The organism is Streptomyces bullii, assembly GCF_042657145.1.
GTDB classification, from domain to species: domain Bacteria; phylum Actinomycetota; class Actinomycetes; order Streptomycetales; family Streptomycetaceae; genus Streptomyces; species Streptomyces bullii.
This window is the reverse complement of record NZ_JBHSNY010000007.1, coordinates 403,634-430,055: the sequence shown is the minus strand read 5'-3', so window position 1 is coordinate 430,055 and position 26,422 is coordinate 403,634. Positions and strand designations below refer to the sequence as shown.

General features: G+C 71.8%; 18 protein-coding genes, 1 tRNA gene and 2 pseudogenes. 12 read left to right on the top strand and 9 right to left on the bottom strand.

The features are described from left to right. Positions 1-80 precede the first annotated feature (80 nt). A complete protein-coding gene (locus ACFPZJ_RS22425) occupies positions 81-425 on the top strand; it encodes an SDR family oxidoreductase (RefSeq protein ID WP_381024427.1) in 345 nt (114 codons plus the stop codon). 28 nt (positions 426-453) lie between these two features. Here the strand turns inward: ACFPZJ_RS22425 and ACFPZJ_RS22420 are convergent, their stop codons facing one another. Further along, positions 454-1,188 (bottom strand): HNH endonuclease family protein, encoded by a 735-nt coding sequence (locus tag ACFPZJ_RS22420; RefSeq protein WP_381024665.1) that lies wholly within the window; start codon positions 1,186-1,188, stop codon positions 454-456. Positions 1,189-1,408: 220 nt separating this feature from the next. On the opposite strand from ACFPZJ_RS22420, the gene ACFPZJ_RS22415 reads away from it, so the two are divergent. Beyond that, positions 1,409-1,588: an antitoxin gene (locus ACFPZJ_RS22415; RefSeq protein WP_381024425.1), complete on the top strand. Its 180-nt coding sequence runs from the start codon at positions 1,409-1,411 to the stop codon at positions 1,586-1,588. Between the two features lie 260 nt (positions 1,589-1,848). Here ACFPZJ_RS22415 and ACFPZJ_RS22410 read toward each other — a convergent pair. The 4 genes and pseudogenes from ACFPZJ_RS22410 to ACFPZJ_RS22395 all read right to left on the bottom strand — a co-directional run. Beyond that, a pseudogene (locus ACFPZJ_RS22410) lies at positions 1,849-2,169 on the bottom strand (helix-turn-helix domain-containing protein); the annotation flags it as partial. Positions 2,170-2,467: 298 nt separating this feature from the next. Next, positions 2,468-6,001 (bottom strand): transcription-repair coupling factor, encoded by a 3,534-nt coding sequence (mfd, locus tag ACFPZJ_RS22405; protein WP_381024422.1) that lies wholly within the window; start codon positions 5,999-6,001, stop codon positions 2,468-2,470. A gap of 327 nt (positions 6,002-6,328) precedes the next feature. Further along, a complete protein-coding gene (locus ACFPZJ_RS22400; RefSeq protein WP_381024420.1) occupies positions 6,329-8,893 on the bottom strand; it encodes an ABC transporter permease in 2,565 nt (854 codons plus the stop codon). Beyond that, positions 8,890-9,678: an ABC transporter ATP-binding protein gene (locus ACFPZJ_RS22395; RefSeq protein ID WP_381024417.1), complete on the bottom strand. Its 789-nt coding sequence runs from the start codon at positions 9,676-9,678 to the stop codon at positions 8,890-8,892. Before ACFPZJ_RS22395 ends, ACFPZJ_RS22400 begins: the two co-directional genes overlap by 4 nt. A gap of 494 nt (positions 9,679-10,172) precedes the next feature. On the opposite strand from ACFPZJ_RS22395, the gene ACFPZJ_RS22390 reads away from it, so the two are divergent. From ACFPZJ_RS22390 to ACFPZJ_RS22375, 4 genes are all read left to right on the top strand, one after another. After that, the gene (locus tag ACFPZJ_RS22390) at positions 10,173-11,675 is read left to right on the top strand and encodes an MFS transporter (RefSeq protein ID WP_381024414.1); all 1,503 of its coding nucleotides are present in this window, start codon (positions 10,173-10,175) and stop codon (positions 11,673-11,675) included. 21 nt (positions 11,676-11,696) lie between these two features. Further along, a complete protein-coding gene (locus ACFPZJ_RS22385; protein WP_381024412.1) occupies positions 11,697-12,200 on the top strand; it encodes a GNAT family N-acetyltransferase in 504 nt (167 codons plus the stop codon). A 399-nt stretch (positions 12,201-12,599) separates the two neighbouring features. After that, positions 12,600-13,031 (top strand): DUF485 domain-containing protein, encoded by a 432-nt coding sequence (locus ACFPZJ_RS22380; protein ID WP_381024409.1) that lies wholly within the window; start codon positions 12,600-12,602, stop codon positions 13,029-13,031. Next, positions 13,028-14,641, top strand: a complete 1,614-nt coding sequence (locus tag ACFPZJ_RS22375) for a sodium/solute symporter (RefSeq protein WP_381024407.1) — start codon at positions 13,028-13,030, stop codon at positions 14,639-14,641. The genes ACFPZJ_RS22380 and ACFPZJ_RS22375 overlap by 4 nt, the downstream gene beginning before the upstream one ends. 70 nt (positions 14,642-14,711) lie before the next feature. Here the strand turns inward: ACFPZJ_RS22375 and ACFPZJ_RS22370 are convergent, their stop codons facing one another. The 3 genes from ACFPZJ_RS22370 to ACFPZJ_RS22360 form a co-directional block, all read right to left on the bottom strand. Then, entirely contained in the window at positions 14,712-15,602 is an 891-nt protein-coding gene (locus tag ACFPZJ_RS22370) for a cellulose-binding protein (protein WP_381024405.1), read from the bottom strand. A gap of 232 nt (positions 15,603-15,834) precedes the next feature. Continuing rightward, the gene (locus ACFPZJ_RS22365; RefSeq protein WP_381024403.1) at positions 15,835-18,660 is read right to left on the bottom strand and encodes an SUKH-4 family immunity protein; all 2,826 of its coding nucleotides are present in this window, start codon (positions 18,658-18,660) and stop codon (positions 15,835-15,837) included. Between the two features lie 7 nt (positions 18,661-18,667). Beyond that, positions 18,668-19,723 carry an SMI1/KNR4 family protein gene (locus tag ACFPZJ_RS22360; protein ID WP_381024400.1) on the bottom strand — a complete coding sequence of 352 codons (1,056 nt, stop codon included), beginning with the start codon at positions 19,721-19,723 and terminating at the stop codon, positions 18,668-18,670. Positions 19,724-20,030: 307 nt separating this feature from the next. Here ACFPZJ_RS22360 and ACFPZJ_RS22355 point away from each other — a divergent pair, with 307 nt between their 5' ends. Together ACFPZJ_RS22355 and ACFPZJ_RS22350 are read left to right on the top strand one after the other, a co-directional pair. After that, positions 20,031-20,591, top strand: a complete 561-nt coding sequence (locus ACFPZJ_RS22355) for a YwqJ-related putative deaminase (RefSeq protein WP_381024398.1) — start codon at positions 20,031-20,033, stop codon at positions 20,589-20,591. 132 nt (positions 20,592-20,723) lie between these two features. Beyond that, positions 20,724-21,218, top strand: a complete 495-nt coding sequence (locus ACFPZJ_RS22350; RefSeq protein WP_381024396.1) for an SUKH-3 domain-containing protein — start codon at positions 20,724-20,726, stop codon at positions 21,216-21,218. A gap of 51 nt (positions 21,219-21,269) precedes the next feature. Here ACFPZJ_RS22350 and ACFPZJ_RS22345 read toward each other — a convergent pair whose 3' ends face one another. Then, positions 21,270-22,583 (bottom strand): sensor histidine kinase, encoded by a 1,314-nt coding sequence (locus tag ACFPZJ_RS22345; protein WP_381024394.1) that lies wholly within the window; start codon positions 22,581-22,583, stop codon positions 21,270-21,272. 167 nt (positions 22,584-22,750) lie between these two features. Between ACFPZJ_RS22345 and ACFPZJ_RS22340 the strand changes: the two are divergent. The 4 genes and pseudogenes from ACFPZJ_RS22340 (at position 22,751) to ACFPZJ_RS22325 (ending at position 26,261) form a co-directional block, all read left to right on the top strand. Next, positions 22,751-23,471: pseudogene (locus ACFPZJ_RS22340) on the top strand (GNAT family protein). A 14-nt stretch (positions 23,472-23,485) separates the two neighbouring features. Then, positions 23,486-23,561 (top strand) — tRNA-Gln (locus ACFPZJ_RS22335). Between the two features lie 133 nt (positions 23,562-23,694). After that, on the top strand, positions 23,695-25,143 hold the full coding sequence (gene glmU / locus ACFPZJ_RS22330) for a bifunctional UDP-N-acetylglucosamine diphosphorylase/glucosamine-1-phosphate N-acetyltransferase GlmU (RefSeq protein WP_381024391.1): 1,449 nt from the start codon (positions 23,695-23,697) through the stop codon (positions 25,141-25,143). 137 nt (positions 25,144-25,280) lie between these two features. Then, entirely contained in the window at positions 25,281-26,261 is a 981-nt protein-coding gene (locus ACFPZJ_RS22325) for a ribose-phosphate diphosphokinase (protein WP_381024389.1), read from the top strand. The last annotated feature ends 161 nt before the right edge of the window (positions 26,262-26,422 follow it).

The following is a 26,422-nucleotide window of genomic DNA, read 5'->3' as shown; positions in this document are numbered from 1 at the left end:
GAGGCCCGGGGCCGGGTGCGCGGCCCGGGCTGAGGGCGCGGCCCGGGCTGAGGGCGCGGCCCGGGCTGAGGGCGGGTTGCATGTCGAGCGTCTCCGCGGTCGGCGATGCCGCTCGCGTCGACTACGGCAGCGCGAAGGCCGGTCTGATCGGTTTCGCCAAGTCGCACGCCCTCCAACTCGGACGGCACGGCATCACCGCCAACGCCATCGCCCCGGGCTTCGTCGTCAGCGACATGACCAGGGCGTCCGCCCGGCACCTCGGCCGCGACTTCGAGGAGTTCCGGCGCAGTGCGGCGCGGTCCATCCTGGTCGGGCGGGTGGGCGAGCCGGAGGACATCGCCCACACGGCATTCTTCCTGGTGAGTCCCGAGGCGGGATTCGTCTCCGGCCAGGCGGTCCACGTCGCCGGCGGACCGGTGGGCTGAGGACCAGCGCCACCGACTCCGGCGCTCCTCAACCGCCGCACTGGCGCAGCATCATCCGCTTGTCCGGTTCGGTGACCGGTACCTCGTACTTGACGGCGACCTGGGCGAACCGGACGGCGTAGGCACACCTGATCCGTGTGTTGGGCGGCAACCAGGACGCCGGTCCGGAATCGCCCTTGGCCGAGTTGGCCCGCCCTTCGACCGGGATCAGATTGAGCACGTCGTTGGCGAACTGCTCACGTTTGCTCTCCGGCCAGCGCGACGAACCCATCTGCCAGCTGTACGACAACGGCACCACGTGATCTATCTGCACCTCGGAGGCCTGCCGTTTGCGCCACGCGATGGTCGTCCCGGTGTACGGGTCGTCCAGCGTCATGGCGATCACCACGCAGTCCGAGCCGGCTCGGAAACGAAGGTTCCGACCGTCGCGACGAATGAGATCGTTGCGGGTGTCGCATCCGTTCCTCGCGAGTGGCACACCGTCGGCCGTGTCCATCCACGCGTAGCCGAACTCGTCCCGCTCGTAGCCGGTCCTCGGACCTCGCCCCTTCGTGGCCAGCTCCTCGATGAGCTTGCGGGCCGCGGCCTTGTCCGCGTCCGTGGTCACCGGCGCGAGCCCTGGTTTGGTGCCGTCCGGATTCTCGAGTGGGCTGACCGCCCGTCCCGCCGGTGCGGCCGGCCCGGCTCCCGCGGAGGTGTCGTCCTGGCCGAGACCCTCGCATCCCGAGACGAGCAGCAGGACGGCCGCCAGCGCCGACGCCACCCGGACACGGCGTGCGTTGCCCGCTCCCTTGTGACTCGTGTCCCCCTCAGTGAGCACCGCTCACCCCTCCCCTTGCTTCCCGGTTCCACCCCCGCGCGGGCGGGCTCTGGCTGGTCCCACCGTAGCGAGCGGGAGGTCCAGACCACACCGGACCCAAATGGGCATTCCCCCCATCTCGCGCGTATCGTCATTTTTGAATCACCTCCGGAAGGAGCTCTGGATGGGCATCTTCGACAAGCTCAAGAGCCAGGCACGCAAGAGGGGCAAGGAACCCTCCGACGCCGCGGAACGGAAGATCGACGAGAAGACCGGCGGCAAGTACGAGGACCGGGTCGACACCGGGCAGCAGCACATCGAGGGCTCGCTCGGCATGGACCGCGAGCGGCCCGAACAGCAGTAGGGATCGGCAAGGCCTCTTTCCAGCCGTCCGGCCGGAGACTCACGGAGGACAGAAGACCCTGTCGGTCACGGCACGCTAAGGCACGGCTTCCGGCAGGTACCGCGCCCGCGTCCGCCGCCCGGCGGGATCGCGTTGCACCACGAGGAACACCGAGGCCGTCCGCGCAGGCCCGGCGCCCGCGGGCGGCTTCCCGTGTCCGGGCAGAGCGGCGGGTGCTGCGGCTCCGGGCCGCTCACCGCGTCGCGGCGTGACTCCGACGCTCAGACCTTTTCGATGCCCAGCGTCGTCTCCGACGGCAGCAGCCCGGAGGCCAGGACCGCCACCCAGTAGTCACCGAGGAGTTCGGCGAGGCGTGCGGTGCCGTCCGGGCCGAGGGCCTGCCAGGGTCCGGCGGCGAGACGGTCGGTGTCCTCCTCCACGCGGCGACGCAGGTCGCGACCCGCCTGCGCAGCCGTACCGTCTCCGTCGACCAGGCCGCGGGCGGCCAGGCGGTCGCGCGCGGCGGCCCATTCGACCGCGCTCCAGCCGCGGCTCTCGAAGCGTTCGACGGACGCGGCGCCTCTAGCGGCGAAGGAGACAACTCCGGTGGCGCCTCACCGCCCCGGTGGCGCCTCACCGCTCCGGTGGCGGCTCGGCGTCCGGGCGAGCGCCTGACGCTGACACGGTGGTGCCGCGGTGCCTGGCCGTGAGGGCGGCGCGTATAGCGGCGCGGGTCGCGGCAGGCTCGCTGCGGCGCTGCGCGAGGCCACCGGCGCACGTGTGCGCCCGGTGGGCACACGCGGGCGTCCGGTAGGCGCGTGCGAGCGTCCAGTGTGCACGTACAAGCGTCCGGTGGCCCGACGAGCCGCCCGCCCGAAGTCCTTGCCCCGCCCCCTGGTGTCAGGAGCCGAGGATCGACGTCAGGAACTCCCCGACCCACCCCAGCAGTTCCCGCCCGACCAGCGGCTTCCCGCCGACCTTCGCGGTCTTCGGGCGCGGCACCAGCACCTGGTGCACCGCCGGCTTGACGACGCTGCCCGGGTACAGCCGCTTCACCCGCAGCTCCTGCGACTCGCGCAGATCCACGGGCGCGAAGCGGATGTTGTTGCCCTGCAGCACGATCTCGCCGACGCCGCACGCACGCGCGAGCATCCGCAGGCCCGCCACCAGCAGCAGGTTCTCCACCGGCTCCGGCAACTTGCCGTAGCGGTCGACGAGTTCCTCCCGTACCGCCTTGACGTCCTCCTCCGTGTTGGCGGAGGCGATGGCGCGGTACGCCTGCAGCCGGAGCCGCTCGCCCGGTGCGTAGTCGTGCGGGACGTGAGCGTCCACGGGCAGCTCGATCTTGACCTCGAGCGGCGGCTCCTCCTCGATCCCGCCGGTCTCCAGCTGCCGCCGGTAGTCCGCGACCGCCTCACCGACCATACGTACGTACAGGTCGAAACCGACGCCCGCGATGTGGCCGGACTGCTCGCCGCCGAGCAGGTTGCCCGCGCCGCGGATCTCCAGGTCCTTCATCGCCACGTACATGCCGGCGCCCATCTCCGTGTGCTGGGCGATGGTCGCGAGCCGCTCGTGCGCGGTCTCGGTCAGCGGCTTCTCCGGCGGGTACAGGAAGTACGCGTAGCCACGCTCCCGGCCACGTCCCACACGGCCGCGCAGCTGGTGCAGCTGGGACAGTCCGAAGGTGTCACCGCGCTCCACGATCAAAGTGTTCGCGTTGGAGATGTCGATGCCGGACTCCACGATCGTCGTGGACACCAGCACGTCGAACTTCTTCTCCCAGAAGTCGACGACGACCTGCTCCAGCGCGGACTCCGACATCTGGCCGTGGGCGGTGGCGATGCGCGCCTCGGGGACGATCTCCCTGAGCCGGGCCGCCGCGCGGTCGATGGACTCGACGCGGTTGTGGATGTAGAAGACCTGGCCCTCCCGCAGCAGCTCACGGCGGATCGCCGCGCCGATCTGCTTCTCCTCGTACGGGCCCACGAAGGTCAGTACCGGGTGCCGCTCCTCCGGCGGCGTGGTGATCGTGGACATCTCGCGGATGCCGGTCACCGCCATCTCCAGGGTTCTGGGGATCGGGGTGGCCGACATCGTCAGCACGTCGACGTTCGCGCGCAGCTTCTTCAGCTGCTCCTTGTGCTCGACACCGAAGCGCTGCTCCTCGTCGACGATGACCAGGCCCAGGTCCTTGAACTTCGTCTCGGACGAGAACAGGCGGTGGGTGCCGATGACGACGTCCACCGAGCCGTCTCTGAGGCCTTCCAGGACCGCCTTGGCCTCGGTGTCGGTCTGGAAACGGGACAGCGCCCGGACGTTGACCGGGAACTGCGCGTACCGCTCGCTGAACGTCCCGAAGTGCTGCTGCACCAGCAGGGTGGTCGGCACCAGTACGGCCACCTGCTTGCCGTCCTGCACGGCCTTGAAGGCGGCCCGCACCGCGATCTCGGTCTTGCCGTAACCGACGTCGCCGCAGATCAGGCGGTCCATGGGGACCGACTTCTCCATGTCCTCCTTGACCTCGGCGATCGTGGTGAGCTGGTCGGGCGTCTCCGCGTACGGGAAGGCGTCCTCCAGCTCCCGCTGCCAGGGGGTGTCGGAACCGAAGGCGTGGCCGGGGGCGGCCATCCGGGCGCTGTACAGCTTGATCAGGTCGGCCGCGATCTCCTTGACGGCCTTCTTGGCGCGGGCCTTGGTCTTCGTCCAGTCGGCGCCGCCCAGACGGTGCAGGGTCGGGGCCTCGCCGCCGACGTACTTGGTGATCTGCTCCAGCTGGTCGGTGGGGATGTAGAGACGGTCGCCGGGCTGGCCGCGCTTGGCGGGGGCGTACTCGACCACCAGGTACTCGCGGGTGGCGCCCTGCACGGTGCGCTGCAGCATCTCGATGTAACGGCCCACACCGTGCTGCTCGTGGACGATGTAGTCGCCCGCCTCCAGGGTGAGCGGGTCGATGGTCTTGCGGCGGCGGGCCGGCATGCGGGTGCCGTCGCGGCCGGCGGCCTTCTGCCCGGACAGATCGGTCTCGGTCAGCACGGCGATCCTGAGCGCCGGGTCGACGAAGCCGTGCTCGATGGAGCCGCACGCCACGTGCACGACGGACGGGGAGATCTCGCCCAGGTCGGCGTCCAGGCGGGCCGCGATGCCCTCACCGCCGAGCACCTCGACCGTACGGGCCGCCGGGCCGTGGCCCTCGGTGACGAACACCGTGCGCCAGCCGTCGGCGAGCCAGCCCTTGGTGTCGGCGAGGGCGCGGGCGGTGTCGCCGCGGTACGTCTCGGGCGCGTGCATGCCGAGCTTGAGGGTGTCCGCGTCGAGCTCCTCGTCGGCGGCGAACGGCGACACGGACCACCACATCATGCCCAGCTCGCGGGCCCGGTCCCGGACGTCCGCGATGGACCACAGCGACGCGGCGCCGACGTCGATGGGCGCCTCGCCGCCGCCGGCGGTGGCGGCCCAGGACGCCTGGAGGAACTCCTGCGAGGTCGCCACCAGGTCGGCGGCACGCGTACGGACCCGCTCCGGGTCGCACACCACGGCCATGGAGCCCTTGGGCAGGACGTCCAGCAGCAGCTCCATGTCGTCGACGAGGACCGGCGCCAGGGACTCCATGCCCTCCACCGCGATGCCCTCGGCGATCTTGCCGAGCAGTTCGCCGAGCTCGGGGTGCTGCTCGGCGAGGGCACGCGCACGCGTGCGCACGTCCTCGGTGAGCAGCAGCTCGCGGCAGGGCGGCGCCCACAGGCCGTGCTCGGCGACCTCGAGGGAGCGCTGGTCGGCGACCTTGAAGTAGCGGATCTCCTCGACGTCGTCGCCCCAGAACTCGACGCGCAGCGGGTGTTCCTCCGTGGGCGGGAACACGTCGAGGATGCCGCCGCGTACGGCGAACTCGCCGCGCTTCTCGACGAGCTCCACGCGCGCGTACGCGGCGGCGGCGAGGGCGTCGACGACCTCGTTCAGGTCGGCGGTCCGGCCCGTCCGCAACGACACCGGCTCCAGGTCGCCCAGACCCTTGACCTGCGGCTGCAGCACGGACCGCACGGGCGCGACGACGACGGAGACCGGGCCGGTCTCGGGGTCGTCGCCGCTCGGGTGGGCGAGCCGCCGCAGGACGGCCAGGCGTCGTCCCACGGTGTCGCTGCGGGGGCTGAGCCGCTCGTGCGGGAGCGTCTCCCAGGACGGGTACTCCACCACGCCCTCCGGCGGCAGCAGGGAGCGCAGGGCGGCGGCCAGGTCCTCCGCCTCGCGCCCCGTCGCCGTCACCGCCAGCACGGGGCGGCCGGCCTCCCGGGCCAGGGACGCCACCGCGAAGGGGCGTGCCGCGGGCGGACCGACCAGGTCGACGTGCATGCGGTTGCCGTCTTCGGCCGCCCTGATCGCTTCCGCGAGGGCGGCGTCCTTGACTACGGCGTCGAGCAGACCGTGCAGGCTCATTCGGGGCGCTTTCCGTCCAGGGGTGGGCAACACGACGGGCCCGACGCGCGCTGCGGGCCGGGGGTCTCCAGCCTACGACGCTGCGTGGGCTGGGCGGTGGGGCTGTGGACAACGCCCCTGCCGCCAGGTGCTGGGCATCGCCGCTCAGGTCGCCAGGGTGCCCCGCCCCGCCTTTGGCCCCCGGCCTCTCCCCCCGCCCGCAGTTGCCCGGGACGCCGGGTGGGACGCCCTGGAAGCCCGGGCGGAGGTCGGGTGACGCACTCGGCGCCGGGGAGTCCTCGAAGGACTCCCCGGCGCCGGCTCCCCCGCAACCCCCGTGCGCGGTGGCTACTCGGTGGCGATCGCGTTCAGGACGTTCATGCGGCCCGCGCGGAACGCCGGGATCAGTGCGGCGAACAGGCCCACGAACGCCGAGCCGATGAAGACGCCGATGATCGTCGGCCAGGGAATCTCCAGGACGTTCAGACCCTCCAGGGCCAGCAGCCTCTGGGCCGTCGCACCCCAGCCCATGCCCAGTCCGAGGCCCAGCAGCGCGCCGAAGAGGGCGATCACCACGGACTCCATGCGGATCATGCGGCGCAGCTGGCGGCGGGAGAGGCCTATCGCCCGCATCAGGCCGATCTCCCTCGTCCGCTCGACCACCGACAGGGCCAGGGTGTTCACGACGCCCAGGACGGCGACGATGATCGCCAGGGCCAGCAGGCCGTACACCATGTTGAGCAGCTGGCCCATCTGGTCCTTCAGCTCCTCCTTGTAGTCGGTCTGGTCGCGGACCTGGTACTGCGGGTACCGCTCCATCGACTCCTTCAGAGCCGCATACGCCTGCTCCTCCTGGCCGTCCTTCGCCTTGGCGAACATGATCGAGCTCGGCGGCACGAGACCGGCCGGGAGGTACTTCTCCATGGTCGCGGTGCTGATGTACCTCGCGCCCTGGTCGAAGGCGGCGTCGTCGTCCGTGATGGCCGCCACCCTCAGTTTCGCGGTCTTTCCGCCCTTGAAGGCGACGGTGACGGTGTCACCGACGTGCACGCCGTGCTTCTTGGCGTAGTCGGAACCGACCGACATGGCGTCCTTGCCGTAGGCGTCCGCCAGCGTGCCCGCGGTGGTGGGGCGGCGCAGGTCCTGGGCGTACGTCGGGTCGGCGGCCGTGACGCCGGTGTCGTCGGTCCTGCCGTCGGGCGAGGTCAGTGTGGCCTCCAGCTCCCGGTAGCGGGTGACGTGGGCCAGGCCCTCGGACTGCTGCATCGCCTTCTCGGCCTGCGGCACGATCCGCTGGTTGCCCTGCACGATGAAGTCCGCGCCGACCGACTTGTCCAGTTCGCTGGTGGCCGAGGCGACCATCGAGGAGCCGACCACGGACAGGCAGGCCACCAGGGCCAGACCGATCATCAGGGCCGCGCCCGTGGCGCCGGTGCGGCGCGGGTTGCGCAGCGCGTTGCGCTCGGCCATGCGCCCGACGGGGCCGAGGGCCCGCAGCAGCACCGCGCTGATCACCCGGACCACGCCGCCGGCCAGCAGCGGGCCGATGACGACGAACCCGATCAGGGACAGGACCACGCCCGCGCCCAGCATCAGCGCGCCGTCCGCGGCCCTGTCCGCCGTGGCCGCCGCGTACAGGGCGAAGGCACCCGCGCCCGTCAGCACCAGGCCGACCAGGCCCCGCACCCAGCCGGCCCTGCCGTCGGCGGGCGTACCGGCGTCGCGCAGCGCGGCCATCGGGGACACCTTGCCGGCACGGCGGGCGGGCAGGTAGGCGGCGAGGACGGTGACGACGATGCCCAGCACGAGACCTGCCACGGGGGTGGTCATCCGCACGGTCAGGTCGTCCGTGGACAGGTTCATGCCCGTCATCGACATCAGCTTCATCAGGCCGATCGCGATGCCGACACCCGCGCCGACACCGAGGATCGAGCCGACGACACCCAGCAGCAGCGCCTCCACCAGCACCGACCGGTTGACCTGTCGGCGCGAGGAGCCGATGGCCCGCATCAGGCCGATCTCGCGGGTGCGCTGGGCCACCAGCATCGAGAACGTGTTGATGATCAGGAAGACGCCGACCAGGAACGCGATGCCGGCGAAACCGAGCATGGCGTACTTGATGACGTTCATGAACTCGCCGACGTCCTCGCGGTTCTCGTCGGCGTTCTCCTTCTGCGTCTGGAGCTTGTACGTGCCGTCCAGGGCGCGGGAGACGTTCTGCTTGAGTGCCGTGTCGCTGACACCGGACGCCGCGGTGACGTTGATCTGCGTGAACCGGCCGGTGGAGCCGAGCAGTTCGCGCTGCGCGGTCGGGGTGTCGAAGAAGACGATGGCGGCACCGGGGTTGGTCACCTTGAAGGTGGCGATGCCGACGATCCGCGCGGTGAAGTCGCCGGCGACGGAGATCGTGCGCAGTTCGTCGCCGAGCTCGAGGTCGTGCTTGTCGGCGGTGTCCGCGTCGACCATCATCTCGGTCGGCCCGCGCGGGGCGTGCCCGGAGGTGATCTCCATCGACCGGAGGTCGTTCTTCGTCCAGTTGCCCGCGATGGTCGGGGCGCCGTTGGTGGAGCCCATGTTCTTGTTGTCGCCGTCGACGACGGTCACGCTGGACGAAACGACCGCGCCCTCGGCGGACTTGACGCCGTCGGCCTTCGTCACCTGCTCCAGTGTGGCCGCCGACAGCGACGCCGGCCTGCCGTTCTGCGGGGTCTCGTCGTTCCTGGCCCCCTTCGGGGCGACCGTCACATCGGGAGCGGTCGTCGCGAAGAGCTTGTCGAACGTCGTGTTCATCGTGTCGGTGAACACCAGCGTGCCGCACACGAACGCCACCGACAGCAGCACCGCCACCGCCGACAGCGCCATCCGCCCCTTGTGCGCGAAGAAGTTGCGCAGCGACGTCTTCAAGACGGTCATGACGTACGTCCCCGGGCGTCGAAGTCCTTCATGCGGTCCAGGACCTGCTCGGCGGTCGGCTGGTACATCTCGTCGACGATGCGGCCGTCGGCGAGGTACAGCACACGGTCGGCGTAGGAGGCGGCGACCGGGTCGTGGGTGACCATCACGATGGTCTGCCCCAGCTCGTCGACCGAGCGGCGCAGGAAGCCGAGCACCTCGGCGCCCGCGCGCGAGTCGAGGTTGCCGGTCGGCTCGTCACCGAAGATGATCTCGGGCCGGGCCGCCAGTGCCCGTGCCACGGCGACCCGCTGCTGCTGACCGCCGGACAGCTGGGTCGGCCGGTGCTTGAGCCGGTCGGCGAGCCCCACGGTCTCCACCACGCGCGCCAGCCAGTCCCGGTCCGGCTTGCGCCCGGCGATGTCCATGGGCAGCGTGATGTTCTCTATCGCGTTCAGCGTCGGCAGCAGGTTGAACGCCTGGAAGATGAACCCGATCCGGTCCCGGCGCAGCTGCGTGAGCTTCTTGTCCTTCAGGCCGGTGATCTCGGTCTCGTCGAGGTAGATCTGCCCGGACGTCACCGTGTCGAGACCGGCCAGACAGTGCATCAGCGTGGACTTGCCCGACCCCGAGGGGCCCATGATCGCGGTGAACTGGCCGCGGGCGATGTCCACGTCGACGTGGTCGAGGGCGACGACGCGGGTCTCCCCGGACCCGTACGCCTTCACGACCTGCCGCGCCCGCGCGGCAACGGCCGTACGCCCTCCAGTACCCCCGTGCCTGGGAATGGTTACAGCCGATGTCACGGTATGTCTCCTATGTCGGTCAGATGTCGGTCAGCAGGTGCGGAAGGCGGTCGACGGTCGACGGCCGCTTCGCGCGGAACGGGTGCGGATGCCTGTGCGGACGGGATGACGCGTTCGGTCCGACGTGCATCAGTCTTGCGGCGGGAGGGGGCCCGGCGCGCTGGTGTTCAGCGCACTCTTCTCCTGGGGAAAACCCCACCCCCACTCCTGCGGTTCACCGCCCCCCAGCGGTGTACGACCAGGTTAGGGAGCGGACCCGCCCCGCCTCGTCCTCCGGCGGTACGAACCCTCCCCAGGCCGTAGTACGGAGGTACCCCTAGGGGCAGTCCACCGAAGGGTGGAGCATTTCTCGGGGTTCGCTCCACCCGCCGGCCCGGTCAGGCTCCACCCTCCCGCCACGTCAGGGTCAAGTGGGAAGCTGTCCGACGGCCGATGCGTGCAAGGGGCAGGCACCGGTACGGGGGCCGGACAGCGAGGCGAAGGAAGGATTCCGGGTGGGCAGCACCGGCAGCGCCAGACCCGCGGCGCGCGACACCGTACGACCCGCCGCGACCGACCGGCGCGGGGCCGTGGTCGCCGCCCTGATGCTCACGATGGCGCTGGCGGCTCTCGACTCCACCATCGTCTCGACCGCCGTCCCGCAGATCGTCGGCGACCTGGGCGGTTTCTCCGTCTTCTCCTGGCTGTTCTCCGGCTACCTGCTGGCCGTGACCGTCACCCTCCCGGTGTACGGCAAGCTCTCCGACACCTTCGGCCGCAAACCCGTCCTGGTCGTCGGCGCGGCGCTGTTCCTCCTGGGCTCCCTGCTGTGCGCCCTGGCCTGGAACATGGGCGCGCTCATCGCCTTCCGCATCGTGCAGGGCCTGGGCGGCGGCGCGCTCCAGGGCACGGTGCAGACCCTCGCCGCCGACCTGTACCCGCTCAAGGACCGCCCCAGGATCCAGGCCAAGCTGTCCACGGTGTGGGCGGTGTCCGCGGTCGCCGGCCCGGGCCTGGGCGGGGTGCTCGCCGCGTACGCCGACTGGCGCTGGATCTTCCTGGTCAACCTGCCGATCGGCGCGGTGGCCCTGTGGCTGATCGTGCGTCATCTGCACGAGCCGCGGCGAGAGCCGGACGCACGCGCGCGTGTGGACTGGTCGGGAGCGCTGGCGGTGTTCGCGTGCGGCGGCGCGCTGCTCACGGCGGTGGTGCAGGGCGGGGTGGCGTGGGAGTGGCTGTCGGCGCCCTCACTGGCCCTGTTCGGTACGGGACTCGCCCTGCTGGTGGTCACGGTCGTCGTGGAACGCCGGGCGGCGGAGCCGATCATCCCGGGTTGGGTGTGGCGGCGACGCACCATCGCCGCGGTGAACCTCGCGCTGGGCGCGCTGGGCCTGCTGATGGTGGCCCCGACGGTCTTCCTGCCCACCTATGCCCAGGCGGTCCTGGGCCTGGCGCCCGTGGCGGCCGGATTCGTGCTGTCCGTATGGACGTTGAGCTGGCCGGTGTCGGCGGCGTTCAGCCAGCACGTGTACCGCAGGATCGGCTTCCGCAACACCGCGCTGCTCGGCATCGGCGCGGCGGCGGCGGTCCTGTTCGTTTTCCCCTTTCTGCCGTATCCGGGCCGGGCGTGGCAGCCGGCGCTGCTGATGCTGCTGCTCGGCGCGGCGCTGGGCCTGTTCCAACTTCCGCTGATCGTCGGGGTGCAGTCGACGGTGGTGTGGGAGGAGCGCGGTACGGCGACGGCGTCCGTGCTCTTCTGTCGCCAGACGGGCCAGACGGTCGGGGCGGCGGTCTTCGGAGCGGTCGCCAACGGTGTGCTGGCCGCCCGGCTCGGCGGCGCGGGCGACCTGGACTCGGTGACCGGGGCGCTGGACGCGGGCAGGGTCCCCGAGGTGACCCGGCGGGCGATCGCGGACGCCGTGCACGCGGTGTACCTGGGCGCGGCGTGCGCGGCGGCACTGGCGTTCGTGGTGCTGCTGGTGCTGGCGCCGCGGACATTCCCGGTGCTCAAGGACTGAGCGGTCCGTATCCTCGCGCCCATGGCGACCTGGGTGACCCTGGAGCGGCTCCGCGCCGACCACGCGGACGCGTTGCTGGCCTTCGAGCAGGAGAACCGGGCGCACTTCGCGCGGTCGGTCTCCGACCGTGGGGACGCGTACTTCACCGAGTCCGGGTTCGCCGAACGCCATCGGGCGCTGCTCGCGGAGCAGCACGCGCGTGTGTGCCACTTCCATGTCGTCCTGGACGAGGAGGGGCGCCTGGTCGGCCGCGTCAATCCGGTCGACGTGGCGGACGGCCGCGCCGAAGTCGGCTACCGCGTGGGTGAGCGCGCGGCGGGCCGGGGCGTGGCGACGGCGGCCGTCGCGGAGGTGTGCCGACTGGCCGCGGCAGCGTACGGGCTGACGTCCCACACGGCGGTCACCACCTTCGGCAACCCGGCCTCCATGAGGATCCTGGCCCGCAACGGCTTCACGCCCGCCGGAGCAACGACCGTGGACGGGCGGCCGGGGGTTCGCTATGTGCGCCGGCGTCTGACGTACTGACCTGGGGCCTTGCTCGGCGCGCTGTCCCGGCGACTCGGCGTTCGCGTCGATGTCGCTTCGCCCCGGGCTGGACCAGATCCCGGCCTCCGGCTGGATCAGCAGGGCGGCGACGGGCAGACCGAGGACGCTACGCAGTTGCGGCGCTGAGGAATCCCGCGGGCGTCGCCGCTTCGGTCGGGCCCGCGTGCCGTCGTCGTAGGCAAGGGCGCCGACCGACCGCCCAAGATGCCTGGTTAACGCCGGTAACGTCACAGCTCGGACAAGGCAAGCGCATACCGACCACTCAGTTTGATGAAAACGTCGCGCCCTTCGGGGCCGCCGAGTAGCGTGCGTGGCTCGCACCCCCCCATCTCCCTGCGGTCCGCCGCACCCGGACCCGAGCCGCGCAAGGAGCACGGGATGTCCCACGACCCGTATCCCCACCGACCGCCCGACGTCTCGCCGCCGTACGCGACCTACCCCTGGCAGCCCCCGGTTCCGCCGTCGCCCGAGCCGGACCGGCGGCGGGGGCCGCGGCGGCCCGTGCTCGGCAACCACAGTGACCTGCGGATGCTGCGCAGCGCCTACCGCTGGCAGCGGCGCACGGCCACGCTCACCGCGCTCGGCTACTTCGTCCTGTTCCTGATCCTGTCGGCGTCCGCGCCGTCGTTCATGACGAGTACCGTCAGCGACGGACTGCCCACCGGCCTGCTGCTCGCCCTCGTCCAGGTCCCGGTCACCTGGCTGGCGATCGCCCTGTACGAGCACACCGCCCGCCGCCACGTCGACCCGATCGCGGACCGCATCCGCCGGCAGGCCGCACTGGACGCCAAGCGGGAGGCTGCCCGGTGACCACCGAGTTCAGCGGCAACGCCCAGGAGATGTCCCTGGTCGGCTTCTCCGCCGTCGCCACGATCACGCTGCTGCTGTGCGTGATGACCGGCCCGGACCGGGACGACCTCGACGAGTTCTACACCGGCTACGGCTCCCTCTCCCCGATGCGCAACGGCCTGGCGATCGCCGGCGACTACATCTCCGCCGCGACCGTCCTCGGCACCACCGGCGTGGTCGCGCTGTGCGGGTACGACGGGATCGTGCTGGCGCTCAGCACGGCCCTGTCGTTGATGCTGCTGATGTTCCTGCTGGCCGAACCCCTGCGCAACGCGGGCCGGTTCACCATGGGCGACGCGCTGGCCCGGCGCATGCCGGGACGCGCGGTGCGTATCGCCGCGTGCGCGGTGACCCTCGCCGCGCTGCTGCCGATGATGCTGGTGCAACTGGCGGGCACCGGACAGCTGATGTCGTTCATCCTCGGCTTTACCGGCGAGACGATGCAGACGGGCTGCATCATCGGCGTGGGCGCGCTGATGATCAGCTACGCGGCGATCGGCGGGATGAAGGGCACCGCCCTCATCCAGATCCTGAAGATCGTGATGCTGCTCGGTTCCGGCGCGGTGGTCGCCGTGCTGGTCCTGGACAGGTTCGGCTGGGACCCGGGCGCCCTGTTCACCGCGGCCGCCGGCAACAGCGGCGTGGGCTCGGCCTTCCTCGCCTCCGGGCTGCAGTTCGCGGGTGGTCCCCACCCCGGACTGGACATGATCACCTCGCAGCTGACCGTGGTCCTCGGGGGCGCGTGCCTGCCGCACGTCACCATGCGCATGTACACCGCCTCCAGCGCACGGCAGGTACGCCGTTCGATGTCCTGGGCGGTGTCGAGCGTGGCCCTGTTCGTGCTCGTCATCACCGTCGTCGGCTTCGGCGCGACCGCGCTGATCGGCCGGACGGCGGTCGCACAGGCCGACCCGCGAGGGAACACGGCCTATCTGCTGGGCTCCCAGGCGGTGTTCGGCGCGGAGGTCTCCACGGCGGAGACCTTCCTCTTCACGACCGTGACCACGGCGATCTTCCTCACCCTGCTCGCCTCCGTCGCCGGCATGATCCTCGCCTGCGCCAACTCCCTCGCCCACGACGTCTTCGCGGCCCGCGTGCAGCAGATGTCGGCGCGCCGCGAGATGACACTCGCCCGGGTCTCCGCCCTCGCGGTGGGCGTCCCGGCGATCCTCCTGGCCACCCTCGTGCAGCATCACAGCCTGCAGCCCCTGGTGACCCTCTCCTTCTGCCTGGGCGCCTCGGCCGTCGCACCCGCCCTCGTCTACAGCCTCTTCTGGCGCCGCTACACCCAGGCCGGCCTGCTGTGCACCCTGATCGGCGGCTCCCTGGCCGTCCTGCTCCTCATGCCGGGCACCAGCCTGGTCTCCGGCTCACCCGTCGCCGCGTTCCCCCACGCCGACTTCAACTGGTTCCCCTTCACGACGACGGGCCTGGTCTCCATCCCCGTCGGATTCCTGTGCGGCTGGCTCGGCACGGTGGCCTCCGGCCGGGCCAAGGCGGAACAACAGCGGCACCAGTACGAGGCGGTGGAGGGGTTGATCCTGGCGGGGGCGGCGCGGAAGGGCAGTTGAGCGGGGGTGGGAGTGGAGACTTGAGAGTGGGGAGTGGGGTGAGCCGGGAGAGCGTGCGCCAGGCGCCGCCTCACTCCGCCGAAGCCACCCTGCCCGTCACCGCCGCCAGGCTCTCCCGTACGTGCTCCATCTGGGCTCGCAGTTCCTCGGCCCTCTCGGCGTGCTCCCGCAGCACCCGCTCGGTCTCCTGGGCGATCCGCTCCTCCTGTGCCCGCGCCTCGGCGACGAGTCGCGCCGCCCGGGCCCCGGCCTCCTCCTCCCACTGCCGCGCCGACTCCCGCGCGGCGGCGACGTCCTGTTCCGCCTCGGACACCGCTGCCTCCGCACGGGCCACCGCCGCCGCGTGAAGCACGTCCAGAGCTGCCGCCCGGTCGGCCTCGTCCCGCTCGGCCTCGGCCCACCGCTCGGCGTGCTCCCGGTCCTGCCCGGCCAGCATCCCGGAGGTACGCTGCCGCATCTCCCGCAGCGCGGCCAGCGCCTCACCGCGCCGCTCCTTCCCCTCGCGCCGGGCCGCGGTCCGGATCTCGTCGGCCTCGGCGCGCGCCAGGCGCAGCGACTGCCGGAAGCGTTCGTCGGCCTCAGCGCGCACGGCACCGGCGTACACCTGCGCGGACTCCCGCGCACCGGCCGCGTGCGCCCGCGCCTGCTCCGCGAGACGGCGCGCCTCCCGACGCGCGTCCTTCCGTACCGCCGCGGCCTCCTCCCGCCCCAGCTCGAACACGTGCCGCGCCCGCTCCCCGAGAGACTCGTACGTCTGCGGAGCCAGCCCCGCCAACGTCTCCCGGAGCCGCGCCAGTTCCTCCCCCATCTCCCGGGCGAGCACGGTGAGCCGGGCGGCTCTCTCCCAGGCGGCGTCACGGTCCCGGGAGAGGGTGGCGGCGTACGCATCGACCTGCTCGGGACGGTAGCCGCGACCCCGTACGGCCACGAAACCGTGCGGCGACACCGATGCGCTGCTCATCCTCGGACCCCTCTCCACCAGACGGACACGACAACGAACCCCAAAAGGGATGATGTCGCGCACATCTTGGCGGGTCAGACGGAAGTGTGCATAACCCGACACTCCGCGGCGAGCCCGCGTCCGGACCACACCCGGGACCCGCAGCGTGGACCGGGCCACGAACGGGCCGGGCCCGGTCGCCCCGAGTGGCGACCGGGCCCGGCCCGTCTCGTACGTCAGCGGCGGCCGCGTGTCACAGCAGCCCGTCCCACATCTGCTCCAGCAGCACCGACCACCAGCTCTCCGGCGACCCGAGCGCGGCCGGGTCCAGCGCGGCCAACTGCGCCTGGAAATCGACGGTCCAGCGCCCCGCCTGCTCCTGGTTCAGCCCGAACCGCAGCCGCCACATCCGCCCCAGCAGGGCGAGGCAGCGCTGCAACTCCGGCAGGCCCGTGTTCACGAACTGCGGCGGTACGGGCGCTCCGCCCGGCCCGGCCTCCACCGGCACGGCGACGATGTTCGCGGTGCCGTACTGCACGCAGATCGCCTTGCCGAAGTCGCTGCCCAGCACCAGGTACGAGCCCGCGTCCGAGGCCGGCTGCACCCCGCGCTCGGCCGCCAGCTCCGCCAGCGTCGGCACCGGACGCCCCGGCTGGGCCTGCGCCCAGAAGAAGGGCCCCATCTCCACCGGCAGTCCGGCCACCACCAGCGAGTGCGCCACCACCGGCGGCACACCCTGCCGGGACACGGCCGCATGCTCGAACCGGAAGATCCCCGGACCGAACGCGGCCCCCAGCTCCTGCGCGACGCCCTCCGGCGGAATCGGCGGCACCGCCTGCACCGGCGGCAGCGGCGCACGCACCGGCGCCGGACGCGCCGGGCCGTCGGCCACCTGGTGCAACTCACCCTGGTGCGCGAGCAGTTCCCGCATGCCCTGCTGCCTGCTCGCGTGGTCGGTGCCGTAGGGAGCGATGGACGTGATGCGCGCCTGCGGCCACTGCTCGCGGATCATCCGCGCGCAGTACGCACCCGGCAGCTCGCACGACTCCAGCTCCGTGTGCAGCTCCAGCACCCGGTCCGGGGGCACGTTCATGGCCCGCAGTTCGTGGAAGATCTGCCACTCCGGGTGCGGCGTACCCGGCGCCGAACGCCGGATCAGCTGCTGCTCGGAACCGTCCTGCGCGCGGTAGCGCAGCACGGCCTGGTAGCCGGGGCCGACGGTCGGCCGGCCGGTGGGCTGCTGCGGGTAGCCGTACGCCGACGGCTGCCCGGGCCTGGGCTGCCCCGGCGGGGGCATCGCACCGGGCGGCATGGGCTGGTGCGCCGCGGGTGGCATCGGCTGGGGGGCGCCGGGCACGCCGGGCGGCGGCGGAGGCGCACCGGGAGCGCTGGGAACGCCGGGAGCCTGTGGCGGCGGCGGAGGCGTGCCGGGGGCACCCACCGGGGGGCCGGCCAGCACGGTCTCCGCGTGGTGAACGGGTCCACGTCCGCCCCCGGAAGCCCCCTGCGCGCCGGGCGCGGCAGGCGCACCCGGAGGACCCGGGGGCTGCGGCGCACCTGGAGCGCCCGGAGCACCTGGAGCAGCCGGGATACCCGGCGTGCCCGGTGCGCCCGGGCCCATCCGGCCCGGTTCGGACAGCATCGTGGCGGCATGGTGGACACCACCGGGCGGCGTACCGCCGGGAGCGTTCGGCGCACCGGGCGGGTGCGGGACACCCGGCGGGGCCGGCGGAACCGGAGGCTGCGGCGCGCCCGGCGGAGTCGGGCCCCCGGACGGGCCCTGGACGCCGGGCTGGTTCGGCGTGCCAGGAGCCTGCGGAGGCTGCGCGGCACCCTGTCCGGTGCCCTGGCCGCCGCCCGGCCCCTCGGGCCCGAGGGCCGACACGAACTGCGTCGGCACGTAGCCGCCCCCCGGACCACCCGGCGCACCGGGCCCCGGCGGCGGCGCAGGCGCACTCCCCGGCCACGCGCCCGGCGTACCCGGAACGCCCGGAGGAGGAGGCGCGGTCGAACCGGCCCCCCGTCCACGACGGGGCGGCGGAGCCGCCTTGCTGGTCGCGGCATCGGCGATGTCCCCCGCGTGCGGCGCGGGCGGCGCACCGGGCCCACCCGGCGGAGGCGGCATACCAGGACCACCGGCACCACCAGGACCGCCCGGCCCCTGCGGATACCCGTACGACGGCACACCCGGCGGAGGCGGAGGCGTACTGCCCCGCTGCCCACCCGGCCCCGGCGGATATCCGTACGTCGGCGCGCCCGGCGGAGGCGGAGGCGTGCCGGGAGCACCCGGCGGCGGCGCACCGTGCGCACCGGCAGCCCCACTCCCCTGCGAACTCCCCGAAGATACCGGTGCGTTCGGCTCGTCGACCGCCGGGGCCAGCGCCGTAGGCGGAAGCTGGCTGCCGCCCGACATCAGCGCCGTCTCGGCGTCCGGCGTCACCGCGGGCGGCGGCGCATCGTCACCGGCCTCGCTCAGCGGCGGCGCGAACACGGTCTCGGGCAGCGGCACCGAACGGTCGTCACCGGCATCGGCGTTGGTGTCCGTACCCGCCCACGGAGTCGCCCCCGCGGGCACGTCGAAGTCGCTCCCCCCGGCGGCCGGCCACGACGCGCCACTACCCGGCACCTCACTCCCGGCGACACCGGCACCGGCACCGGCACGGTCACCACCACCCCCGCCGGACGCCTCCCCCCGCCGGTCCGCACTCCCCAACCTGTCCGCCGCCTCCTGCAACCACTCCGGCGGAGTCAGCAAGAACGACGTCTGGTTGAGGTCCACCCGCACGGCAGGCGCCGGCGACGGCTCGTCCACCGGATCCGGACGGCCGTACTCCTCCTCGTACCGGCGAATCACCTCGCCCACCGGCAGCGAAGGCCACAACGTGGCCTCCCCGCTGTCCCGAGCGATCACCAGCCGCTGCGCGCCCCCGTCCGAACGCGGCCCGTCCGCACGGTCCTCCGCCCACACCACGAACCCGAGGCCGAACTCCCGCACCCGCACCTCGCGGTGCTGGTACGCCGGCACGTCCCCGTTGATCCACTCCTCGGCGCGCTCCTGCGCCTGCGCGAACGTCACCATCGCCGACTCACTCCCCCACCGAAGACGCCGAAGCGGCAGGCGAAGCGGAGGCAGCCGACGACACCGGCACCGCCCGCGCGAACCCGCCGTCCACCATCAGATTCGCCACCGTCTCCAACTCCGGCGGATTCCCGGCCAGCCGGGCCAGGAAGACGTCGAAGTCGTCCCCGCACGGCAGCAGCAGCCGCTCCACGCGCTCCGCCGGCGACCACGAAGGATCCACGTCCCGCGCGTCGTCGTACGCGCAGAACCACACCGACCCGATCCGCTCGCCCTTCACCTTCACCGCCAGCAGCCCGCCCTGGACGAACGCGACACCCAGATAGTCCTTCGTCAGGTGGTCCCGCAGACACTTGTTGACGTACACCAGGTCATTGACCGCCGCCTCGTCCCGCACCGTGAAGAACGGCTGGTCGATCAGCAGCCCCAACTCGGCGTCCAGCGCCGCGCCCACCGGCGCACACCCACCCGCCGCCTTCACGAACGACCGGTACGCGCCCGGCAGCCGGTACCCCAGATCCTCCTCGACCTGCAGCACCTGCGACTCCGTCACCGCCACCCCCGACTTCGGCAGCCCGAAGTGCGCCGGACGCGTCTCCTGCAACGGCCGCGTGCCCCGCTTGCCCTGGTCGACGTTCGCGGTCGCGACACCCCCGTGGTGCCGCAGCAGCGCCTTCACCTCGACCGGCACCAACTCCAGCCGCCGCGTACCCGCCACGTGGTGCCACGTCCAGCCGTGCGGCGTCGCCACCGCCGGCACCGTGTCCCACAACTCGTGCCCCGACGCCGACAGCGCCGCGTTCGCCGACACGTAGTCCGTCAGCCGCAACTCGTCGACCCCGAACCCCTCCGGCGGCTCCGCGATCTCCGCGGCGGCCCGCGCGTACGGCGAGAAATCGGGGTAACCACGCTCGTCCACCCGCACCCCTCTCGGGTGACGGGCCGCCCGCACCGGGTCCGGGAAATGCACGACCTGCCCGGCGTACGCCGCGTTCGGCGGCGCGGCTTGTCCCCCGGCCTGGCGGCCGGGAGGTACCCCCAGCCCGAGCCGACCTGTCGTCATGGCGGTTGCCCCCTGCGGCATTCTGTACGACCCGTAGCGGCCGTCTTCGGCGCACTACGACCCGTATCGACTGTCACGTCCTTCTCCACGCGTCACCCACATGGATCGCGGTGCCGACAGCCTATGCGGTACGCCGACACCGGTCACCGGCACCGGCCACCAGCCCCTCCGCATCCGTGACCAGCCGTCACCCCACCGTGACGGCATGCCCGGACCCGGGCGTGTCGCCCCGCCCCAGCTTCCGCACCAGCCACGACATTTGGCACTCTGTGACCTCCCGGGGGATGCACACGAGGGGAAGACGATCATGAGCGCGACGCAGACGGGACCACACACCGGCCGCCCCGGCGACCCCCGGTCCGCCACCCCCGGGCCCGGTGCCGCCCGCTCCGGCGACCCCCGCATCGGCTGGAGCGCCACCGACACCCCTCACGCCCCCGTCCTGCGCCACCGCCGCGACGGCATCCTCCCCACCATCGCCGCCGCCCTCTCCGTCCGCGGCACCACCCTCACCGGCACCGCCGCCCGCGGCGACACACCCCCCGCCCTGCACCCCCTCGTCCAGGACTTCCTCGACACCCTCACCAGCGCCCAGCGCGACCGCTTCACCGGCCGCTGCGCCGAGACCATCCTCATCTCCCGCCACATCACCGCCGCCGACGCCGCCCGCAGCAAACGCGCCGCCCGCAAACCCATGACCAACGGCGAAGCCCGCAAAGCCCTCAAGCAGGCCAAACTCACCGCCCGGCGCATCCGCGAGGACGGCGACCCCCTGCACGGCAGCTTCGCCGCCCCCTGCCGCGCCTGCACCGCGCTCAGCGCCCACTTCGGCGTCCGCATAGTCGACCCGGCGGCACAGAACGGCTGACCCCCTCCCCCACCCGCGCCACGACACCCCCACCACGACGCCCACCCCGGTCGCCACACCGCGACCTCGCCGACCCCCGCCTCGACTCACCCAGTCACAGCTACCTCAGCAACCTCAACGGACGAAGGGCAGATGCACGCCGACCGCCACTCCACCACCCGCTTCCCCGTCCCCGTCGACGCCGCCCTGCGCGCCGCCGGCTGGCAACCCGGACGCTGGGACATCAAACAGGCCGAAATCTGGGCCGACGCCCTGCGCGACCATGCCTCCCCCGCCGGACACCGGCACACCGTCTTCCCCGCCGCGGTCGAGGCCTGGGCCGAATTCGGCGGCCTCCACATCGCCCCCACCGGACCCGGCCGCCAGGTCGCCCCCGCCGCCCTCCACCTCGACCCCCTGCACGGACTCCACATGGCCCGCACCCTCGGCGATCTCGGCCGCGCCCTCGACACCGAGGTCTGCCCCCTCGGCGCCGAAACCGACACCCACGCACTCCTCGCCATCGACACCGAAGGCCGCGTCTACGCCCTCGACCACACCGGCGACTGGTACCTCGGCCCCGACATCGACCAGGCCCTCGCCGCCCTCATCTCCGGCACAGAACCCGTACGCCTCACAGTCGGCTGACCGCACAGCCGGCCGACCGCCATCGGCTCACCGCCATCGGCAGCCCGCGGCCTACGACGCCGGAATCACCGCCGACACCCGGAAGCCCCCCGCCTCCGTCGGCCCCGACACGAACACCCCGCCCAGCGCGGCGACCCGCTCCTTCATGCCGACCAGCCCGTTCCCCCCGGACGGCAACCCCGCCGACGACGCAGACTCCTCCGGCGGAGGCTCGTTCTCCACCTGCATCGCTATCTCCGACACCCGGTGCGCGAGCCGCACATACGTCTTCGCCCCCGCCGCGTGCTTGTGGACGTTCGTCAACGCCTCCTGCACCACCCGGTACGCCGTCTGCTCCACCTCCGGCGCGTACGACCGCGCCTCCCCCTCCACCGACAGATCGACCACCATCCCCGCGGCAGCCGACTGCCCGACCAACTCCTCCAACTCCGACAGACACGGCCCCTCCGCCGCGCCCGCGTCCTCCACCGCCCGCGACGCCGCGGCAGCCGCGGCCACCCCCACAGCGACCAACGGCACCGCCGGCTCCCGCCGCCCCGCACCGTCACCGCCGCTGCGCAGCACCCCGAGCATCTCCCGCAACTCGGTCAGCGCCTGCCGCCCCATGTCCCCGACCAGCGCCGCGTTCTTCACGGCCTTCTCGGGATCCTTCCGCGCCACCGCCTGCAACGCCGCCGCGTGCACCACCATCAGACTCACCCGGTGCGCGACGACGTCGTGCATCTCCCGCGCGATCCGGGTCCGCTCCTCGTTCCGCGCCCACTCGGCCCGCTCCTCGGCCCGCTCCGCGAGCAACTGGAGCTCCCGCTCCAGACTGTCCGCCCGCTCCCGCAGGCTCTCCATCAACCGCCGCCGGGCCCCGATGTACAGCCCGAGGAGCACCGGAGGCGCCGTCAGCCCGAGCGAGGTCGTGATGCTGGCGAAGGGCACGAACCAGTCCCCGAGATCCAGATCCCCCCGCACCATGTCCTGCCGCACCCGCACGAACGTCACGATCAGCGTGCCCACCAGCGACATCCCCGCCAGCGAGGCGATGATCCGCCGGGGCAGCTCCGACGCGGCCAGCGTGTACAGGCCCACGATGCCCATCAGGAAGCCCATCTGGGCCGGCGTGACCGCGATCGTGACGAGCACGACGGCGATCGGCCACTTGCGCCGCACCACCAGCACGGAACCGGCCAACAGGCCGAACACGACCCCCGCGACCGCCGGGACCCCCGCGTCCCGTGCGAACGGAATCCCCTCGACTCCGCACTCCAGCGCGGACAGCGCACCCAGCCCGACATCGAGCACGGCACTGCGCCGCCTGGCCCACCACCACGGCCCTCCCCGGGCCGTCACATGCTCTTCCCCCGTCGTGGTCATGCCTCCAGCCTACGGTCGGCCGGTGCCGGTTTTCCGGCGAGTTTCGACGACCGCCCCACACCACACTGCGTGACCGTTCGCTCGCGAAACCGCCCGATATCCCTCGAACTGCTGAATCGCTCACCGTTCGACCCCGGAGCCGATCATTCCGCCCGGACGGTATGCGTATGGCACATGCACCAGGCAAATACACCGACTTCGAGAACCTTCGGGAACGGGCGGTGGCGCTGCGGCGGGCAGGGCTCAGCCGACGCCAGATCCGCGACCGGCTGCACGTCGACAACAACGACATCCTCAACCGCCTCCTGGAGGGCGAACCGCCACCCGAGTGGACCAGGCACCCGAACCCGAAGGACGCAACAACGGGCTCTCATGCGGGCAGGACTCGAACGCCTGCGCACCGCACAGGACGAGGAACGCCGACGCATCAAGGAGGACGCGGCGCGCGAGATCGGCGAGCTCACCGACAGACAGCTGTTCTTGGCGGGCGTCGCGCTGTACTGGGCGGAGGGCGCCAAGAGCAAGCCGTACGACAGCCGTGAGCGAGTGGTCTTCGTCAACAGCGACCCGGGCGTCATCCACGTCTACCTCGCCTGGCTCGACCTGCTCGGCGTGGGTCGGGACCGCCTGCGCTTCCGGGTGCTCATCCACGAGTCGGCGGACGTCGACGCGGCCCACCGGCACTGGGCGGACCTGGCCGGCGTCGACGCCTCGGTCTTCGCCAAGCCGACGCTCAAGAGGCACAACCCGAAAACGGTCCGCAAGAACACCGGGGACACGTACCACGGCTGCCTGGTCGTCTCCGTCGCACAGTGCGCCGAGCTGTACCAGCGCATCGAGGGTTGGTGGAGCGGCATCGTTGCCCACGCGCGAGCACGTCTCCGGTAAGGTCTGAAGCGCTGTCCCCCGTGGTGTAACTGGCAGCACACTGGTTTTTGGTACCAGCAGGACAAGGTTCGAATCCTTGCGGGGGAGCCAACAGCAGCCAAGACCTCAGTTCGGGTCCTGACCGATGAACCCCCGGTCAGGACCCGCACTCATACCCCCCACAAAACCCCCCGGTATCCTGCGGATGTCCACCCCCACCCCATCCACAGCCGAAGGGCATCCCGTGAGCGCCAACCGCCCGGCAGCCGTCGTCGTTCTCGCAGCGGGTGAGGGCACCCGTATGAAGTCGGCCACACCCAAGGTCCTGCACGAGATCTGCGGTCGCAGCCTCGTGGGACACGTGCTCGCCGCCGCCGGTGAGCTGCAGCCCGAGAACCTGGTCGTCGTGGTCGGCCACGCCCGTGAGAAGGTCACCGCCCACCTCGCCGGGATCGCCCCGGACGTGCGCACCGCGGTCCAGGCGCAGCAGAACGGCACGGGGCACGCCGTCCGCATGGCGTTGGAGGAGCTCGGCGGTGCCGTCGACGGCACCGTGGTCGTCGTCTGCGGGGACACCCCGCTGCTGACCGGCGAGACGCTGCGGTCCCTGGCCGCCACCCACACCTCCGACGGCAACGCGGTCACCGTGCTGACCGCCGAGGTGCCGGACGCGACCGGGTACGGCCGTATCGTCCGGGACGAGGCGACCGGTGCGGTGACGGCGATCGTGGAGCACAAGGACGCCTCCGACGCGCAGCGGGCCATCCGTGAGATCAACTCGGGTGTCTTCGCGTTCGACGGGCAGTTGCTCTCGGACGCATTGAAGAAGGTCCGTACGGACAACAGTCAGGGCGAGGAGTACCTGACCGATGTGCTGGGGATCCTGCGGGAGGCCGGTCATCGCGTGGGGGCGTGTGTGGCCGGCGACCACCGGGAGATCGCGGGGATCAACAACCGTGCGCAGTTGGCGCAGGCGCGCCGGATCCTGAACGACCGGTTGCTGACCGTGGCGATGCTGTCCGGTGTGACGGTGGTCGATCCGGCGACGACGTGGGTCGATGTGACGGTCACCTTCGAGCAGGACGTGACGGTCCATCCGGGTACGCAGCTGTGTGGTGCGACGCATCTGGCGGAGGGTGCAGAGGTCGGGCCGAACTCCCGGCTGACGGACACCCGGGTCGGTGCGGGCGCGCGGGTGGACAACACGGTGTCGCTCGGTGCGGAGATCGGGCCGGAGGCGTCGGTCGGGCCGTACGCGTATCTGCGTCCGGGGACGCGGCTGGGGCTCAAGGGCAAGATCGGTACGTACGTCGAGACGAAGAACGCGGTCATCGGTGAGGGGACGAAGGTTCCGCATCTGTCCTATGTCGGTGACGCGACGATCGGTGAGTACACGAACATCGGTGCCGCGAGTGTCTTCGTGAACTACGACGGGCAGGACAAGCACCACACCACGGTCGGCTCTCACTGCCGTACCGGTTCGGACAACATGTTTGTGGCGCCTGTCACGATCGGGGACGGCGCGTACACCGCTGCCGGGTCGGTGATCACGAAGGATGTGCCGCCCGGTTCGCTGGCCGTGGCCCGTGGTCAGCAGCGGAATATCGAGGGTTGGGTGGCCCGTAAGCGTCCGGGGAGTGCGGCCGCGAGGGCGGCTGAGGCGGCTTCCCGGGAGGCGGACAGCGGCGACTGACCGGAAACCGGCGCTCTGAACAGGGCGTACCGTGATAAGTGCACACCCGCACCCCACCAGCTGAGACGGCTCCCCGCACCCAGCGGGGGTCGGCCTGCTCGACAACCCAGCTGCGACACCTCTGAGGAGAAAGTGCTGTGACCGGGATCAAGACGACCGGCGAGAAGAAGTTGATGTTCTTCTCCGGCCGCGCCCACCCCGAGCTTGCCGAGGAGGTCGCCCACCAGCTGGGTGTCGGGGTCGTTCCGACGAAGGCCTTCGACTTCGCCAACGGTGAGATCTATGTGCGTTACCAGGAGTCGGCGCGTGGTGCCGACTGCTTCCTGATCCAGAGCCACACGGCTCCGATCAACAAGTGGATCATGGAGCAGTTGATCATGATCGACGCGCTGAAGCGCGCGTCGGCGCGGTCCATCACGGTCATCGTGCCGTTCTACGGTTACGCGCGGCAGGACAAGAAGCACCGGGGGCGTGAACCGATCTCGGCGCGTCTGATCGCGGACATGATGAAGACGGCGGGCGCCGACCGGCTGCTGACGGTGGATCTGCACACGGACCAGATCCAGGGCTTCTTCGACGGGCCGGTGGATCACCTGTTCGCGCTGCCGCTGCTGGCGGACTACGTGGGCGCGAAGGTGGACCGGGACAAGCTGACGGTGGTCTCTCCGGACGCGGGCCGTGTGCGGGTGGCCGACCGGTGGTGCGACCGGCTGGGCGCGCCGCTGGCGATCGTGCACAAGCGGCGGGACAAGGACGTGGCGAACCAGGTGACCGTCCATGAGGTCGTGGGTGAGGTCGAGGGCCGCGTGTGTGTGCTGGTCGACGACATGATCGACACGGGTGGGACGATCTGTGCCGCTGCGGACGCGTTGTTCGCGCACGGTGCGGAGGACGTGATCGTGACGGCGACGCACGGTGTGCTGTCGGGTCCGGCGGCGGACCGGTTGAAGAACTCACGGGTGAGTGAGTTCGTGTTCACGAACACGCTGCCGACGCCGATGGAGCTGGGCCGTGATCTGGACAAGATCAAGGTGCTGTCGATCGCGCCGACGATCGCGAGTGCGGTGCGTGAGGTCTTCGAGGACGGTTCGGTGACGAGCCTGTTCGACGAGCAGTAGGCGTCGAGGGACAGGAGCCGAGCAGGAAGGGTTCCTCAGGGGCCCTGGTGATCGTTTTGGGTGCGGCCTCCCTGGCCGGGTAAACTGCTGCAGTTGCTCGGCGAGGGAGGCCGTACTCCGTGGTGAACGGGGTGCCGGCGGTCCGTTATCGACGCGCTCTT